15 protein-coding genes and 1 pseudogene are annotated in these 14,769 nt (G+C 72.3%); 7 read left to right on the top strand and 9 right to left on the bottom strand.

The genetic code is table 11. The features are described 5' to 3' along the window. A partial coding sequence (locus G3I53_RS03925) for a HAMP domain-containing sensor histidine kinase (protein WP_164438017.1) occupies nucleotides 1–1,489 on the bottom strand: 1,489 nt, incomplete at its 3' end. Next, nucleotides 1,486–2,175 (bottom strand): response regulator transcription factor, encoded by a 690-nt coding sequence (locus G3I53_RS03930; protein WP_164332894.1) that lies wholly within the window; start codon nucleotides 2,173–2,175, stop codon nucleotides 1,486–1,488. The genes G3I53_RS03930 and G3I53_RS03925, both read right to left, overlap by 4 nt. A 164-nt stretch (nucleotides 2,176–2,339) precedes the next feature. On the opposite strand from G3I53_RS03930, the gene G3I53_RS03935 reads away from it, so the two are divergent. Continuing rightward, the gene (locus G3I53_RS03935) at nucleotides 2,340–4,763 is read left to right on the top strand and encodes an MMPL family transporter (RefSeq protein ID WP_164332904.1); all 2,424 of its coding nucleotides are present in this window, start codon (nucleotides 2,340–2,342) and stop codon (nucleotides 4,761–4,763) included. On the opposite strand, the gene G3I53_RS03940 is transcribed toward G3I53_RS03935, so the two are convergent. Together G3I53_RS03940 and G3I53_RS03945 are read right to left on the bottom strand one after the other, a co-directional pair. Continuing rightward, nucleotides 4,756–5,523 carry a TetR family transcriptional regulator gene (locus G3I53_RS03940; RefSeq protein ID WP_164332895.1) on the bottom strand — a complete coding sequence of 256 codons (768 nt, stop codon included), beginning with the start codon at nucleotides 5,521–5,523 and terminating at the stop codon, nucleotides 4,756–4,758. The two genes, G3I53_RS03935 and G3I53_RS03940, sit on opposite strands and share 8 nt — an antisense overlap. 34 nt (nucleotides 5,524–5,557) lie before the next feature. Beyond that, nucleotides 5,558–5,968, bottom strand: coding sequence for a VOC family protein (locus G3I53_RS03945; protein ID WP_164332896.1), 411 nt, complete (start codon nucleotides 5,966–5,968; stop codon nucleotides 5,558–5,560). Between the two features lie 164 nt (nucleotides 5,969–6,132). Here G3I53_RS03945 and G3I53_RS03950 point away from each other — a divergent pair, with 164 nt between their 5' ends. The 3 genes from G3I53_RS03950 to G3I53_RS03960 all read left to right on the top strand — a co-directional run bounded on the left by G3I53_RS03950 (nucleotide 6,133) and on the right by G3I53_RS03960 (nucleotide 7,469). Next, nucleotides 6,133–6,567: a TM2 domain-containing protein gene (locus G3I53_RS03950; RefSeq protein ID WP_164332897.1), complete on the top strand. Its 435-nt coding sequence runs from the start codon at nucleotides 6,133–6,135 to the stop codon at nucleotides 6,565–6,567. Further along, complete coding sequence (locus G3I53_RS03955; protein WP_205077995.1) at nucleotides 6,560–6,976, top strand: DUF2752 domain-containing protein; 417 nt, start codon at nucleotides 6,560–6,562, stop codon at nucleotides 6,974–6,976. The genes G3I53_RS03950 and G3I53_RS03955 overlap by 8 nt, the downstream gene beginning before the upstream one ends. 226 nt (nucleotides 6,977–7,202) lie before the next feature. Further along, nucleotides 7,203–7,469 carry a TM2 domain-containing protein gene (locus G3I53_RS03960; RefSeq protein WP_164332898.1) on the top strand — a complete coding sequence of 89 codons (267 nt, stop codon included), beginning with the start codon at nucleotides 7,203–7,205 and terminating at the stop codon, nucleotides 7,467–7,469. A gap of 94 nt (nucleotides 7,470–7,563) precedes the next feature. On the opposite strand, the gene G3I53_RS03965 is transcribed toward G3I53_RS03960, so the two are convergent. From G3I53_RS03965 to G3I53_RS03985, 5 genes are all read right to left on the bottom strand, one after another. After that, nucleotides 7,564–8,343: a succinate dehydrogenase iron-sulfur subunit gene (locus G3I53_RS03965; protein WP_164332899.1), complete on the bottom strand. Its 780-nt coding sequence runs from the start codon at nucleotides 8,341–8,343 to the stop codon at nucleotides 7,564–7,566. After that, nucleotides 8,343–10,097, bottom strand: coding sequence for a succinate dehydrogenase flavoprotein subunit (gene sdhA, locus G3I53_RS03970; protein ID WP_164332900.1), 1,755 nt, complete (start codon nucleotides 10,095–10,097; stop codon nucleotides 8,343–8,345). Before sdhA ends, G3I53_RS03965 begins: the two co-directional genes overlap by 1 nt. A 19-nt stretch (nucleotides 10,098–10,116) precedes the next feature. Beyond that, nucleotides 10,117–10,599 (bottom strand): succinate dehydrogenase hydrophobic membrane anchor subunit, encoded by a 483-nt coding sequence (locus tag G3I53_RS03975; RefSeq protein WP_164332901.1) that lies wholly within the window; start codon nucleotides 10,597–10,599, stop codon nucleotides 10,117–10,119. A 5-nt stretch (nucleotides 10,600–10,604) separates the two neighbouring features. Next, entirely contained in the window at nucleotides 10,605–10,985 is a 381-nt protein-coding gene (gene sdhC / locus G3I53_RS03980; RefSeq protein WP_164332902.1) for a succinate dehydrogenase, cytochrome b556 subunit, read from the bottom strand. Nucleotides 10,986–11,187: 202 nt separating this feature from the next. After that, nucleotides 11,188–11,838 carry a 2-oxo-4-hydroxy-4-carboxy-5-ureidoimidazoline decarboxylase gene (locus tag G3I53_RS03985; protein ID WP_343240551.1) on the bottom strand — a complete coding sequence of 217 codons (651 nt, stop codon included), beginning with the start codon at nucleotides 11,836–11,838 and terminating at the stop codon, nucleotides 11,188–11,190. 182 nt (nucleotides 11,839–12,020) lie between these two features. Here G3I53_RS03985 and G3I53_RS03990 point away from each other — a divergent pair, with 182 nt between their 5' ends. The 3 genes and pseudogenes from G3I53_RS03990 to G3I53_RS04000 form a co-directional block, all read left to right on the top strand. After that, nucleotides 12,021–13,625, top strand: a complete 1,605-nt coding sequence (locus G3I53_RS03990) for a glycoside hydrolase family 20 protein (protein WP_164438018.1) — start codon at nucleotides 12,021–12,023, stop codon at nucleotides 13,623–13,625. Nucleotides 13,626–13,742: 117 nt separating this feature from the next. Further along, nucleotides 13,743–14,288, top strand: coding sequence for a hypothetical protein (locus G3I53_RS03995; protein WP_164333566.1), 546 nt, complete (start codon nucleotides 13,743–13,745; stop codon nucleotides 14,286–14,288). Nucleotides 14,289–14,395: 107 nt separating this feature from the next. After that, nucleotides 14,396–14,769 (top strand): annotated as a pseudogene (locus G3I53_RS04000) (hypothetical protein); the annotation flags it as partial.

Raw genomic sequence — 14,769 nt, forward strand, 5'->3', positions numbered from 1 at the left:
GCCCCGCCGCCGGAACGGCCCGCTCCCCGGGGGACGGGGACGGCACCGGCCGGCCGGGCAGCGTCACCGTGACGGCCAGCCCCTCACCCGGGGCCGTCCGCACCGCGACCTCGCCGCCGTGGGCGTGCACCACGCCCTGCACGATCGCCATCCCCAGCCCGCTGCCCGCGCCGCCGCCCGCCCGGAAGAAGCGGTCGAAGACGCGGGCCGCGTCCTCCGCGCCGAGCCCCGGCCCGCCGTCCTCCACGTACACCCGCACCGCACCGTCCGCCCGGGTCACCGCCAGCCGCACCGGGGTGTCCGCGGGCGTGTGGACGCGGACGTTGCCCAGCAGGTTGCCCAGCACCTGCCGCAGCCCCGACTCGTCGGCGCGCACCGTCACCGAGCCGTCGGCGTCCACGGTCACCGGCCGCTCCGGCTGCTGCACCCGCAGGTCCTGCGCCGCGTCCCGCAGCAGACGGCACAGGTCCACGTCCCGCAGCCGCAGTTCGGGCCGCTGGTCCAGCCGGGCCAGCACCAACAGCTCGTCGACCAGCCGGGCCATGCGGTCGGACTCCGCCAGCATCCGCTCCCGGGCCCGCTGCCGCTCCGCCGGGTCGCGCAGCATGCCCCGGTCGTACAGCTGGAGGTAGCCGCGGATCGCGGCCAGCGGGGTGCGCAGCTCGTGGGAGGCGTCGGCGACGAACCGGCGCAGCTGGGCCGCGCTGCGCTCCCGGGTGCGGTACGCCGACTCGACCTGCTGGAGCATGGAGTTCAGGGCCAGCCGCAGCTGTTCGACCTCCAGGATGGGGTCCCGGCTGGAGGGCACGCGCCGGGCCAGGTCGCCCTCGGCGATCGCCGACGACGTCTCGACCATGTCCTCCAGCGGCCGCATCCGCCGGCGCACGCTGACCATCGTCACGCAGCCGAGTCCCACCAGCAGCAGGGAGCCGATCGCCAGGTTCAGCCGCACCGCCTTGGCGACGCCCTCGTGCAGCGCCTCGGTGGAGGAGCCGAGCAGGATGTACGTGCCGTCCGCGAGCCGGGTCGCGGTGACCCGGTAGGCGTCCCCGCGCACGGTGACGTCGTGCGGGTCCGGGTCCCGGACCAGGGGCCGCGGGTCGCCCACCGCGTCGGTCAGGGCCCGCTGCGCCGGGGTCGGTTCGAAGCCGAGGACGCCCACGTTCGCGCCCCGGGAGTCCACGGCCGCGAACAGCGACTTCGAGGGGTCCTGCGTGTCCTGGTCCGGCTCCACGCGGCCGGCGAGGAAGCTCAGCACGCTCAGCGAGTCGATCTCCCGCAGCGTCAGCCGGGAGCCGCCCAGCCGGTCCCGGTTCGCGGTCAGCTCCGCGTCGATCTGGTCGAGCAGGTAGTACCGCATGCCCATCACGCTGACCACGGTGGCCGCGACGACCCCGACGGCCAGCAGCGCCACGTTGGCCAGCGTCAGCCGGCCCCGCAGCGAGTGGACGCCCCGCGCGCAGCGCGGCCGTGGGATCCGCAGCCTCATGTCAGGCCGTACCCGACCCCGCGCCGGGTGGTGATGACCGGCGGGCCCAGCACGTCCAGCTTGCGCCGCAGGTAGCTGATGTAGGTCTCGACCACGGTCGACTCGGCGGGGGCGTGCTCGTACTGCCAGACGTGCCGCAGCAGTTGCTCCTTGGGCACGATCCGGCCGCTGTTGCGCACCAGGAAGCGCAGCAGCGCGTACTCGGTGGGGGTCAGCTCGACCGAGCGGCCCGCGCGGCGCACCGAGTACGTCGTCTCGTCCAGCTCCAGGTCGCCGTGGCGCAGCGGGGCCCGCTGCGGGAGCACGTCGGCGGGCCGGGTGCGGCGCAGCACCGCCGTGACCCGGGCGACGACCTCGTCGATGTTGAACGGCTTGGTGATGTAGTCGTCGCCGAAGGCGAGCGCGCCGACGATCTCGGCGGGCGCGTCCCGCGCGGTGAGGAACACCAGCGCCAGTTCCGGTCTGCGGGTGCGCAGTTCACGGCCCAGCGCGCGCCCGTCCCCGTCCGGCAGCATGACGTCCAGGAGGGCGGCGTCGGGCCGGGTGTGCTCGGTCAGGGCGAGCGCCTCACGGACGGTGCCCGCCGTCATCACGTCGAAGCGGTGGTACCGCAGGGCGATGGCGAGCACGTCCGTGATGCTCTCCTCGTCCTCGACCACCAGCACCGTTCCCTCGGCCGTCGTCATGCCTCCAGTATCGGCGCGCCCGGCCGCCCACGGGCCGTGCGGCGCTTTGGAGTTCCTTGAGAGTCGCGGGCGAGTCGTGTCCCCGCGGGGCCGCGTCCGCCGATGCTGCTTGCCAGGACCTGGGGGACCCGTCGAGCGACGAAGGAGTTTCAAACGTGGCGGCATTGGCACGCTGGTGCTATCGGCACCGGCTGGTGGTCCTCCTGCTGTGGGTGGGGGCGCTGTGCGGACTGGCGGTGTCGGCGAGCAGCGCGGGGACGAACTACGCGAACGTCTTCTCGCTGCCGGACACCGACTCCAAGCGGGCGTACGACCTGCTGGAGAAGGCGTTCCCGGAACGGGCCGGGGACACCGACACCGTGGTGTGGAAGGTCGACGAGGGCTCGGTGCGGGACGACGCGGTGCGGTCCCGGATCGAGCCCGCGCTGCGGGAGATCAGCGGGATGGAGGGGGTCGGCGACGTGACCGGCCCGTACGAGGAGCAGGGCCGGACGCAGATCGCGCGGGACGGGCGGATCGCCTACGCGCAGGTCACGTTCACCGAGCAGGCGGACGCCCTGCCGAAGGACCTGGTGCAGGACGTGGTGGACACCGCCCGGGGCGCGGCCGGTGACGGGCTCCAGGTGGAGGTGGGCGGCCAGGCCGTCGCCCGGGTCCAGGAGCCGCCGACGGGCACCGCCGAACTGGTCGGCATCGCGGCCGCCGCCGTGGTGCTGTTCGTGGCGTTCGGCTCGGTCCTGGCGGCGCTGCTGCCGATCGTGGTCGCCGTCTTCGGCGTCGGCACCGGCATGTTCGGCACCCAGCTGATCAGCCACGTCACCGACGTGCCGGACATCGCCTCGCTGCTGGCCACCCTGATCGGTCTCGGCGTCGGCATCGACTACGCCCTGTTCATCGTCACCCGGCACCGGCGCGGCATCCTCGCCGGCGCCGATCCGGAGGACGCCGCGGTGACCGCGCTCAACACCTCGGGCCGGGCGGTGCTGTTCGCGGGCGGCACGGTGTGCATCGCGCTGGCCGGGATGCTGGTGACCAACCTGCGCTTCCTGGACGGGGTGGTCATCGGCACCTCGCTCACCGTGGTGCTGAGCGTGCTGGCCGCCGTCACCCTGCTGCCGGCGCTGCTGGGCCTGCTCGGGCACCGGGTGCTCAGCCGCCGTCAGCGGCGCGTGCTCGTCGCCCGCGGCCCGGAACCGGACCGGTCCCACGGGCTCGCCGCCCGCTGGGCCGCGTTCGTCCAGCGCCGCCCCCGCGCGGTCGGCGCGCTGGCCCTCGTCACCATGGCGGTGCTCGCCGTGCCGCTGATGTCGCTGCGCCTGGGCACCGTGGACCAGGGCAACGACGACGTGACGACCACGACCCGCAAGGCGTACGACCTGCTGGCCGAGGGCTTCGGCCCGGGCTTCAACGGCCCGCTCCAGGTGGTCGTGGCGGGCGAGGCCCCCGCGTCCATGGTGACCGCCGTCGAACGGACCGAGGGGGTCGCCCAGGTCGCCGCCCTGCCGCCGGCGAACGGTGTCACGGTCGTCCAGGTCGTGCCCACCACCTCGCCGCAGGAGGCGGCCACGGACCGCCTCATCGACCGGCTGCGCGAGGACGTCCTGCCGCAGAGCGACGTCGAGGCGCATGTCGGCGGTGTCACCGCGGTGTCCAAGGACTTCGCGTCCGTCACCGCCGACCGGCTGCCGCTGTTCGTCTTCACGATCATCGCGCTCGGCTTCCTGCTCCTGATGCTCGCCTTCCGGTCCGTGGTGGTGCCGCTGACGGCCGCCCTGATGAACCTGCTCGCGGCGGCGGCCTCCTTCGGCGTGCTGGTCGCGGTCTTCCAGTGGGGCTGGGGCCTGGACCTCCTCGCCCTCGGCACCGAGAGCCCGATCCCGGCCTTCCTGCCGATCATCATGCTGTCCCTGCTGTTCGGCCTCTCCATGGACTATCAGGTGTTCCTGGTGAGCCGGATGCACGAGGAGTGGGTGCACACCCGGGACAACGCCCGTGCCGTCCGTGTCGGCCTCGCGGAGACCAGCCGGGTCATCAACTCCGCCGCGCTCATCATGATGTGCGTCTTCCTCGCCTTCGTGCTCAGCGGCGACTACGGGGCGGCCATGGCGGGCGTGGGGCTGGCCGCGGCCGTGGCGCTGGACGCGTTCATCCTGCGGACCGCTCTGGTGCCGGCGGCGATGCACCTGCTGGGCCGCGCCAACTGGTGGCTGCCGGCCGCGCTGGACAAGCGGCTGCCGCACCTGGCGGTCGAACCGGGGCAGAGCACGCCCGAGGAGGCCCCGGAGAGCGGGGAACCGACGCCGGGCGGCTCCCCGGCCGTGGTCCACGGCTTCGTCCGCACGGCCGACGGGGAGCCCGTGGAGGGCGCGGTCCTCACCCTGCTCACCCCGGGCGGACGGCAGCTGGACCGGGTGGTGGCCCTGGCGGACGGCTCCTACATCCTCGCCGTCCCCGGCCCGGGCACCTACCTGGTGGCGGCCACCGCCACGCCGTACTCCTCCGGGGCGGCGCACGTGACGGTGTCCGGTGACGGGCCGGTCGTGCACGACGTGGAGCTGGCGGCGGGGGAGGTGGACGCCGTCAACTGAGCGGTTCCGGGCGCCCGTCCTGTGCGGGCGCCCGCCTCCGCGCCGGGTCCGGCAGCGCCCGGGTCAGGCCGGGCAGGAAGTCCGTGAACAGCGTGTGCGCGTCCCGCACCACCGGGCGCAGCAGCCTCAGGCGGGCCAGTGTCACGCCTCGCGCGGCGAGCCGGGCGCCGCGCTCGGCGAGGCGGTAGCTGCGTTCGCGGCCCTCGGTGCGGTCGAAGATCCAGTACAGGCACAGGCCCATCTGGGCGAGCCACATCAACTCGGGCAGCGCGTCCCGCAGTTCCCCGGGCACCTTGGTCCGGGTGCCGGCCAGCACCGCCCGGTGGACCCCGATCGCCTCCTCGCGCGCCGGCCGCGACTCGGGGGAGAAGGGGCTGAGCGGGCTGTCCGGGTCGGCGGCGTTCTTGAAGAACTGCACCGCGAACTCGTGGTACGGCGCGGCGATGTCCAGCCAGGACGTGAGCACCCCGGCCAGCCGGGCCTCCAGGCCGCTCTCCCGGGCCAGGATCTCGCGGACGGCCACCCGGTGCTCGGCGGCGATCCGGTCGTAGAAGCCCTGGATCAGGTGTTCCTTGCCCTCGAAGTAGTAGTAGGCGTTGCCGACGGAGACCCCGGCCTCGGCGGCGATCGCCCGCATGGTGGTCCGGTCGAAGCCGCGTTCCCGGAACAGCCGCATGGCCGTCTCCAGGATCAGGGCACGGGTCTGTTCGGACTTGCTGGGTGCGGCCCCTCCGGTGGGGCCATCGTTCGTCGCGGGCACGGGAGGAGAGCGTAGGCGGTGCCCGCGAGGGCCGTCACGGCTGCCGGGCGAGCGCGGGACGCCGGGAGTAGTCGGTCAGGCCGACGACGTTGCCCCACGGGTCGGCGAACTCGACGGTCCAGCCGGTGGCGACGGGGAACGGCTCGTCGAGCAGCCCGATGCCGGCGTCGCGCAGCGACCCGGCGGCCGCCCGGGCGTCCCGCACCTCCAGCCACACCCTGCCGCCCGGCCAGGACGGCGGCCGGTGCCCCAGCCCCTCCTCGTGCCGGAGCAGCAGGCCGGGGGTCTCGCCGCCGACCGTCAGCAGTGCGATCCCGGCCTCGTCCAGCCGGAACCCGACCGGGAACCCGGCGCGCCCGTAGAAGGCGACGGCCTCCCCGAGGTCCCCGACGGGCAGCAGCACATTGTCGAACCCGAGCAGTTCGTAGGACTCATTTGCTGACATACCGTCACATTAGGCGCTGATGCACCGAGCCGGGCAGATCCGGCGGCCCGGCGGACCCGGGGGTCACCCTATGGGAGGGGCCTCGACCCCCGGCCCGGCTTCTCCTGACCCGTCGAGTGCTGACAATATGACCCCCAGCATCCCGTACTTCAGGAGTGAAACCCGTGAGCGAGCAGCCGCAGCAGCCGTCCCAGCCGCCCGGTTACGGCTACCCGAACCCCGGCGCGTCCGGCCAGTCCGGCCCCTACGGCTACCCGCAGGGCGGTCAGCAGGCCGGCTACCAGCAGCCCGGCGCGTACCCGCCGCCCGGCTACCAGCAGGGCGCCGGATACGCCGGGTACGCCGCCGACCCCAACGCGCCCTACGGGTACGACCCGTACGGCCGTCCGCTGTCCGACAAATCGAAGATCGTCGCGGGTGTCCTGCAGCTGTTCCTCGGCAGCTTCGGCATCGGCCGTTTCTACGTCGGGTCCGTGGGCGTCGGCATCGCGCAGCTCCTCACCTGTGGCGGGCTGGGCATCTGGGCGCTGATCGACGGCATCATGTACCTGGTCAGCAACGACCGCACGGACGCCCAGGGGCGGATCCTGCGTGGCTGACGCCGCCGGTCCCGTGCCCCGTGGGGGGCGTCCGCGGTGGCATCCCGCAGCGGCCCCCCTGGCGGTACTGGTGGCCGGCACGGCGGGCGCGGGCTACCTGTGGTTCACCGACCCGCACGAGCCCGGACACGTCCTGCCGCAGTGCCCCTTCCGGCTCGTCACCGGACTGCTCTGCCCGGCCTGCGGCGGCACCCGCATGGTCTACGACCTCATGCACGGTCAGTTCGCCGCGGCCTGGCTGGACAACCGGGCGCTGCTGCTGGCCGCGCCGTTCGCGCTGGCGCTGTGGGGCCGCTGGACCCTGGAGGGTCTGCGCGGGCGGTCGTGGGCGCCGCGGCTGTCCCCCCGCACGCAGGTCCTCATCCTGCTGTCGGCCGTGGCCTGGACCGTGCTGCGCAACATCTTCTGAGGACGCGCTCCGCCGGTCCCGGGTTGATCACGGAACGGGAACGTTTGGCCGTACCCCCTCCCGCTTGTCCGCATGATCCTTCTACGCTCCTCTCGCGCAGGGGGGACGACCCGTTTCCGCATGTGGTCCGTCGCGCGGGATCCGTCACGGGGTCCGCCGGTGATCCCTCCTGGGCCACCCGGGCAATCCGCCCAGGTTTGTCCTTTCTTTTTCCAGGAGCACCACCATGACCGTCCCCCCGAGCCCGCAGGCGCCGTACGGCGTGGACCCGCAGGGCCGTCCCTACTCGGACAAGTCGAAGATCGTCGCCGGCATCCTCCAGCTCTTCCTGGGGACCCTGGGCATCGGTCGTTTCTACGTCGGTTCCGTCGGCGTCGGCGTCGCCCAGCTGCTCACCTGCGGTGGCCTCGGCATCTGGGCCCTGATCGACGGCATCATGTTCCTGGTCAGCAACGACCGCACCGACAAGGAAGGCCGCCCGCTGCGCGGCTGACGCCGTCCCGGCCGCCCCGGCGGCCGGACCCGGTACACGTAAAGAGGGCCCCGATCCAGGATCGGGGCCCTCTCACGTGTCGTCCGCGATGGGATCAGTAGCGGCGCGTGATCAGCGCCCGCTTCACCTCGGCGATCGCCTTGGTGACCTCGATGCCGCGCGGGCAGGCGTCCGTGCAGTTGAACGTCGTGCGGCAGCGCCACACGCCGTCCCGGTCGTTGAGGATCTCCAGGCGCTGCTCGCCGGCCTCGTCACGCGAGTCGAAGATGAACCGGTGCGCGTTGACGATGGCCGCCGGGCCGAAGTACTGCCCGTCGTTCCAGAACACCGGGCACGACGTGGTGCAGGCGGCGCACAGGATGCACTTCGTCGTGTCGTCGAAGCGCTCGCGGTCCTCGGCGGACTGCAGCCGCTCGCGCGTCGGCTCGTTGGTGTCGTTCGTGATCAGGAACGGCATCACGTCCCGGTACGCCTGGAAGAACGGCTCCATGTCCACGATCAGGTCCTTGAGGACCGTCAGGCCCTTGATGGCCTCGACCGTGATCGGCTTCTCGGGGTTGATGTCCTTGATCAGCGTCTTGCACGCCAGGCGGTTCTTGCCGTTGATCCGCATCGCGTCGGAGCCGCAGATGCCGTGCGCGCAGGAACGCCGGAAGGTCAGCGTGCCGTCCAGATCCCACTTGATCTTGTGCAGCGCGTCCAGGACGCGCTCCTTGGGATCGATCTCGATCTGGAAGTCTTCCCAGGTCGCCTCCGCCGAGACCTCCGGGTTGAACCGGCGGATCCGGAAGGTGGCGGTGATGTAGGGGGAGTCGGCGAAGCCCGGCTCGGGCTGTCCGGCCGAACCCGCCTTGTCCAGAACAGGGGTAGCCATCAGTACTTACGCTCCATCGGCTGGTAGCGGGTCTGGACGACCGGCTTGTAGTCCAGACGGACGGTCTCGGAGCCGTCGGCGCCGACTTCGCGGTACGCCATGGTGTGGCGCATGAAGTTGACGTCGTCTCGGTTCGGGAAGTCCTCGCGGTAGTGACCGCCGCGGGACTCCTTGCGGGCCAGCGCGGAGACGGCCATGACCTCGGCGAGGTCGAGCAGGTTGCCCAGCTCGACGGCCTCCAGCAGGTCGGTGTTGAACCGCTTGCCCTTGTCCTGGATGGCGACGTTCTTGTAGCGCTCGCGCAGCTCGGCGATCTTCTCGACCGCCGTCTTGATCGTCTGCTCGGTGCGGAACACCATGACGTTGGCGTCCATGGTCTCCTGCAGCTCGCGGCGCAGCGTGGCCACCCGCTCGGTGCCGGTGGAGGACCGCAGCCGCTCGATCTGCCCGAGGACGAAGGCCTCCGGGTTCTCCGGCATCTCCACGAAGTCGGCGTCGTGGGCGTACTCCGCGGCCGCGATGCCGGCCCGCTTGCCGAACACGTTGATGTCCAGCAGGGAGTTGGTGCCCAGGCGGTTGGCGCCGTGCACCGACACGCACGCGACCTCACCGGCGGCGTACAGGCCGGGGACGACGGTGGTGTTGTCGGCCAGCACCTCGCCGCGGACGTTGGTGGGGATGCCGCCCATGGCGTAGTGCGCGGTCGGCTGGATCGGGATCGGGTCGGTGTACGGCTCGATGCCCAGGTAGGTCCGCGCGAACTCGGTGATGTCGGGCAGCTTGGCGTCCAGCTGCTCCGGCGGGAGGTGGGTGAGGTCCAGGTAGACGTGGTCGCCCTCGGGACCGCAGCCGCGGCCCTCGCGGATCTCCGTGTAGATGGAGCGGGAGACGACGTCGCGCGAGGCGAGGTCCTTCATGACCGGCGCGTACTTCTCCATGAAGCGCTCGCCGTCCTTGTTGCGGAGGATGCCGCCCTCACCGCGGGCGCCCTCCGTCAGCAGGATGCCCATGCGCCAGATGCCGGTCGGGTGGAACTGGAAGAACTCCATGTCCTCCAGCGGCAGCCCGCGCCGGAACACGGCCGCCTGGCCGTCGCCGGTGAGGGTGTGCGCGTTGGACGTCACCTTGAAGAACTTGCCGTTGCCGCCGGAGGCGTAGATCACGGACTTGGCCCGGAAGATGTGGATCTCCCCGGTGGCCAGTTCGTACGCCACCACACCGGCCGACTTCTTGACGCCGTCGACCTCGGTGATCAGCTGGTCCAGGACGTAGAACTCGTTGTAGAACTCCACGCCCTCCTTCACGCAGTTCTGGTACAGCGTCTGAAGGATCATGTGGCCGGTGCGGTCGGCCGCGTAGCAGGAGCGGCGGACCGGGGCCTCGCCGTGGTTGCGGGAGTGACCGCCGAACCGGCGCTGGTCGATGGTCCCGTCGGGCGTCCGGTTGAACGGCAGGCCCATCTTCTCCAGGTCCAGGACCGAGTCGATGGCCTCCTTCGCCAGGATCTCGGCGGCGTCCTGGTCGACCAGGTAGTCACCGCCCTTGACCGTGTCGAAGGTGTGCCACTCCCAGTTGTCCTCCTCCACGTTGGCCAGCGCTGCGGCCATGCCGCCCTGCGCGGCGCCCGTGTGGGAGCGGGTGGGGTAGAGCTTCGTCAGGACGGCCGTGCGGCTGCGCTTGGTCGCCTCGATGGCGGCCCGCATACCGGCGCCACCGGCGCCGACGATGACGGTGTCGTACTTGTGGATCTTCATGATTCTCGCAGCCCCGTGCCTAGCGGATGTTCGGGTCGAAGGTGAAGATCACCAGCGTGCCCAGCAGGATGGTGAACACCGTGGCGGTGTAGAGCAGGCCCTTGAGCCACAGGCGGGTGTTCGGCCGCTCCGCGTAGTCGTTGATGACCGTGCGCAGGCCGTTGGCGCCGTGCAGCATGGCCAGCCACAGCATCAGCAGGTCCCAGACCTGCCAGAACGGCGAGGCCCAGCGGCCCGCCACGAAGGCGAAGCCGATCTTGGACACGCCGCCGTCCAGCACGAGCTGGATCAGCAGGTGGCCGATGACCAGGACGACCAGGACGACGCCGGACAGCCGCATGAACAGCCAGGCGGCCAGCTCGAAGTTGCCCCGGGTGGTCTTCGGGGTCTTCTTGGTGCGCTTGCGCGGCGGCTCGATGACGGGTGCCGGGTTGTCGGCGGAGTAGAGGGACACGCCCTCGACGGGGCCGGTGCCCGAGGCGGAGGTTTCAGTGGTGGACATGCGCGTCAGCTCCCGAACAGTTCACGAGCGGCGTGGCCGAGGACGGGGTAGATCGCCCCGAGCATCAGCACGACCCACACGGCGACGACGGTCCAGAGCATCTGCTTCTGGTACCGGGCGCCCTTGATCCAGAAGTCGACGGCGATGACACGCAGGCCGTTGAGCGCGTGGAACAGGATGGCGGCGACGAGGCCGTACTCCAGCAGCGCGACGATCGGCGTCTTGTACGTGGCCACGACGGTGTCGTAGGCCTCCGGGGACACCCGCACGAGGGCGGTGTCCAGCACGTGAACGAACAGGAAGAAGAAGATGAGGACGCCGGTGACTCGGTGAGCCACCCAGGACCACATTCCTTCCCGGCCGCGGTACAGCGTTCCAGCCGGCACGGAAATTTCCTCCGGGAGCGGGGTTCGGGGCCGCGCCGGCTTTCCTTGTCGGTCGGGCCCGGCCGGGTACGGTCCACCGGCCCCCAGCATCGTAGCCATGCCCCGGCGTGCGGCCTCGACGGGGTCTGCCGATGTGATCGAACTGGCACGCTTACGGGCTAGAGCCTGTCCCGGAGACGCGGCATCCGGGGCGTTTGCCCGGCTACCACCCGTTTCCTGCGGTGTGGTGGCCGATCGCGAGGTCCGCCGGGTCCGCCGGGCCCGTCAGGGCCTTCGTCAGGCGCTCCCCGGCCAGGCGGCGGAGCTCCTCCGCGGCCACCACCCGCTCCTCCTCCGGATCGTTCGCCAATCGTGACCGGATCCCCTCCAGGACCCGGTCCAGGCCCTCCGCGGGCGGCACCCCGTCGAGGCAGATGACGAACGCGTGGCCGAACTTCGCCTCGTAGGCGGCGTGCGCCGCGTCCAGGGCGGTGTGGGCGGCCGAGTAGGCGTCGGCCGGCAGGGGAGGGAGGGTCTCGGCGGCCAGGGCCGCGGACAGCTCCGCCGGGGTGAGGTCGTACGCCGCCTCGTCGCACGCGGCCAGCAGGGACGGCAGGTCGGGGTACGGGCGGTGGCGGGCCACGCGCACGGCCCACCGGAGGCTGTGCAGACAGGTCAGCAGGGTGGCCTCGGCGTCCGCGTCGGGCGCGGTGTTGAAGTGCCCCAGCGTGCCGGGGGCGCCGGGCGTGCCGCGGGACTGGCCGGGGACGGCGACCCGCCCGGGGAGCTCTGGGAGACGGTGCGCGGGCAGCGTGGGTCCTCGTGGGCGTCGCGTGTGTGTCGGTGGGGGATGGTGTGAGAGTTGTGCCCTCACGGTATCGACTGGGTCCATGTCGTGTCCGATCGATTTTCGAAATTCACTCGGACGGGGCGGTTTGGAAACGGCTCGCGGACGCCCTTCACCCGGATGGGCCGTAGGTTGGCAGGGTGAGTCAGCACAGGCACAGGCAGCACCGGCGGCGCACCACCACCGAAGGGGTGACGCGACGCCCGGTCCTGGTGGCGGCGGTCGCCGCGGGCGCGCTGGTGGCGGCGTCCGGGGTCGGCCTCGGGCTCTGGGCCTCCTCCGGCGACGACGGCGCGCCGGCCGGTTCGTCGGCCACGGCGGCCGGGGAGAGCCGGGCCGGGGCCTCGCCCCGCGCCACCTCGCCGGAACCGAGCCCCACCCGCACCTACCCCCTGTCGAAGGCGCCGCGCACCATCCCCGCGGTCCGGCAGCACACCGCCGAGCGCGGCCCCGGCTGGCGTCCCGCGCGCGGCCACCGGGTCGTGGTGGACGATCCGGCGCTGGCCGACGAGGGGCGTCTGATCGCCGGTGAGCTGGGGCTCGCCTACGCGGGGGAGAAGGACGACGAGCGGGCCGGCGACGTGCGCCTGGAGCTCAACCAGGACAAGGGCGCGAACCCGGAGTCGTACACGATGACCGTGCGGGGCGGACGGGTCACCGTCAGCGCACCCGCCGAGGCGGGCGTCTTCTACGGCACCCGCACCCTCAAGCAGGAGATACGCGGCGCGGGCAGCGCCCCCGAGGGCGTGGTCCGCGACGAGCCCGCGAAACAGCGGCGCGGGATGATGCTGGACATCGCGCGCAAGCACTACACCGCCGACTGGATCGAGGACCGGATCCGCGAGCTCGGCGACCTGAAGTTCAACGAGATCGGCCTGCACTTCTCCGACGACCAGGGCTTCCGCATCGAGTCCGACTCGCACCCCGAGGTCGTCTCGCGGGAGCACCTGACCAAGGCACAGGTCAAGCGGATCGTCGACCTCGCGGCGAGCCGGCACATCACCGTCGTCCCCGAGATCGACTCGCCCGGACACCTCGGCGCGGTCATCGCCGCCCACCCCGACCTGCAGCTGCGCAACGTCAACGGCGCCGCCGTGCGGGGCGCGATCGACATCTCGAAGCAGAAGTCCGCGGACATCGTCGACGACCTGCTGGACGAGTACGCCGGCCTGTTCCCCGGCCGCCAGTGGCACCTCGGCGGCGACGAGTACCAGGCGCTGGTGGTGTCCGACCCGCAGGCGTCGTTCCCCGGCCTGGCGGCCGCGGCGCGCGAGAAGTACGGCGCCGGTGCCACCGTCGAGGACCTCACCACCGGCTGGCTCAACGACCGGGCGGCCACCGTCCGCGCCCACGACCGCGTCCCGCGCGCCTGGAACGACGGCTTCTTCCGGGGCGGTTCGGTGTCCGCGGCCAAGGACATCCAGGTCGCCTACTGGACCGGCAAGGAGATCGGCGCCCGGCAGCCCCTGGAGTACCTGCGCGAGGGCCGCACGGTCCTCAACTACAACGACGAGTTCCTCTACTACGTGCTCGGGGAGCCGCTGACCTTCGTCTACCCGACCGGGGAGCGGATCTACGAGCAGTGGACCCCGCGCGTGCTGCGCGGCACCACCGCCGTGCCGGCCGAGTACGACGACCAGATCCCCGGCGGCTCCTTCGCGATCTGGGGCGACCTGCCCCGCTCGCAGACCCAGGACCAGGTCGCCGCGGGCATCCGGATGCCGCTGCGGGCGCTGGTGCAGAAGCTGTGGGACCCGGACCGGCCGGACCTCACCTGGGCGCAGTTCCGTGCGCTGGCCGGCGAGCTGGACTGATCCCGGACCGGACTGATCCCGGACCGGACGGATTGCGGCATACGCCTGCGAACTCCCGTACGACTGTGGTGGTGTTCTGACGAGCCGAAACCGCTACACCGGGGGGAAGCGCAGCACATGGGTTATTGGGGGTACTTCGTCGTGGGCCGCGGGGAGCGGCCGCTCGCCGCACTCGACGCGCTGGCCGGCGCCGCCCAGGGCCTGACCCTGCGCACCTCCGCGCCGGACGGATGGCAGGTGTGGGAGTACCCGGGCGCCTCCGGCGACATCGGGAGCATGAACGACCTGGCCCGGGAGACCGGCGCGCCCGCCCTGTTCGGGTACGTGATGGACAGCGACTGCGTGGTGGTGGAGGCGGCCTCCCCGCAGCACGGGGCGTGGACGACCTGCCTCGGGCGCACCGCGATGGCCGGCCACCTCGGCGCCGGGGGCGGCGGGGACGGAGCCGGGGACGGCGGCACGGACGGGCTCACGCTGGAGGACTACTTCCTCGAACCGCGCGACGCCGCCGACCGGGCCGCCGACTGGGCCGCCGAGGCGGGCCGCACCGCCTCCGCCGAGGACCTGCTGGAGGTGCTGGCCGCCGAGCCCGCCGCGCCCGACGAGGTGGCCGAAAACCTGCTCTTCCGTCTCCTGGACCGGCTCGGCGTGGTCCCTGCGTGACAATCCCGGGCCGTCGCACGCAGTAAGGGGAAGTGCGGGCTCCGTGAAGGTCGAGGTCCGTGAGGGCCTCGTCCGGGGCCGGTGGGAACCCGTTGAGGGAGGCGTGGATGAGCCTGGTGGAACTGATCGCTCGGGCCGACGAGCGCGGCGCGGCGGCGGCCGGGGTGGCTTGTTTGGATCGGTGCATCCCGTTGCTGGGCGGCGACGACGAGGCGCTGCGGCCCCTGTGGGCGAGCCTCGCCGAGGGCGCCGCGGACGGCGACTGGGCCGGGCAGCTGGAGCAGGTGCGCGGCAAGCTGGCCGCCCTCCCGGGCGAGGACGAGGCCGCGCGGCTCGCCCACGGCATGCTCGCCGCCGCCCCGCTCCGGCGGGACACCGGCGCACTGCGCCAGTGGGCCGACGCCTGCTCCGTCGCCGCCCTGCGGATCCACCGGCTGCTGGACGGGGCGGGCGCGGACGGCGCCACCGACCCGGTCGAGAC

The sequence above is a fragment of the Streptomyces sp. SID14436 genome, assembly GCF_010548465.1.
Classification (GTDB): Bacteria; Actinomycetota; Actinomycetes; order Streptomycetales; family Streptomycetaceae; genus Streptomyces.

Coding starts and splice junctions, on each gene's coding strand:
- G3I53_RS03965 (WP_164332899.1), bottom strand. CDS start 8,343: ATGGCTACCCCTGTTCTGGACAAGGCGGGTTCGGCCGGACAGCCCGAG.
- G3I53_RS03945 (WP_164332896.1), bottom strand. CDS start 5,968: ATGTCAGCAAATGAGTCCTACGAACTGCTCGGGTTCGACAATGTGCTG.
- G3I53_RS03930 (WP_164332894.1), bottom strand. CDS start 2,175: ATGACGACGGCCGAGGGAACGGTGCTGGTGGTCGAGGACGAGGAGAGC.
- G3I53_RS03960 (WP_164332898.1), top strand. CDS start 7,203: ATGACCGTCCCCCCGAGCCCGCAGGCGCCGTACGGCGTGGACCCGCAG.
- sdhA (WP_164332900.1), bottom strand. CDS start 10,097: ATGAAGATCCACAAGTACGACACCGTCATCGTCGGCGCCGGTGGCGCC.
- G3I53_RS03975 (WP_164332901.1), bottom strand. CDS start 10,599: ATGTCCACCACTGAAACCTCCGCCTCGGGCACCGGCCCCGTCGAGGGC.
- G3I53_RS03995 (WP_164333566.1), top strand. CDS start 13,743: ATGGGTTATTGGGGGTACTTCGTCGTGGGCCGCGGGGAGCGGCCGCTC.